The following is a 600-nucleotide window of genomic DNA, read 5'->3' as shown; positions in this document are numbered from 1 at the left end:
GGCGTGCCCGCAGTCAACGCCCGCAGCCCGGCCAGCAGCTCATCCCGGTCCCCGCCGGCACCCAGCACCACCGCCCGGTGCTCCAACACCGACCGCGCCGACGCCAACGACCACCCCACATCCACCGCATCCAGCTCCGGCCGGGCCTGGACGTACTCCGCCAGCCGCCCCGCCTGCGCCACCAAAGCCCCAGCACTACGCCCCGACACAACCCACGGCACCACCACACCCGGGACCGGCTCCCCCCGACCCTCCGCCACAACCTCAGCCTCAGCCTGCGGGGCCTCCTCGACGATCACATGCGCATTCGTCCCGCTGATCCCGAACGACGACACCCCCGCCCGACGCGGCCGGTCCCCCGTCCGCGGCCACTCCCGCGCCTCGGTCAGCAACTCCACCGCACCCGCCGACCAGTCCACATGCGGCGACGCCTCCCCCACATGCAACGTCCGCGGCAACACCCCATGCCGCAACGCCAACACCATCTTGATCACACCCGCCACACCCGCCGCCGCCTGCGTATGCGCGATATTCGACTTCACCGACCCCAGCCACAACGGCCGATCCACCGGCCGGTCCTGCCCATACGTCGCCAGCAAC

Annotated in this window: 1 protein-coding gene; it reads right to left on the bottom strand. The window is 72.0% G+C overall.

What is annotated here, in order from left to right; genetic code table 11:
- Positions 1–600 (bottom strand): ketoacyl-synthetase C-terminal extension domain-containing protein (locus G6048_RS48495; protein ID WP_328829202.1); only part of this gene is annotated, 600 nt, incomplete at both ends.

Source organism: Streptomyces ureilyticus (genome assembly GCF_011045025.1).
Taxonomy (GTDB): domain Bacteria; phylum Actinomycetota; class Actinomycetes; order Streptomycetales; family Streptomycetaceae; genus Streptomyces; species Streptomyces ureilyticus.
Note: the sequence above shows the minus strand (reverse complement) of the source record. Positions and strands in the feature narration are given on the sequence as shown.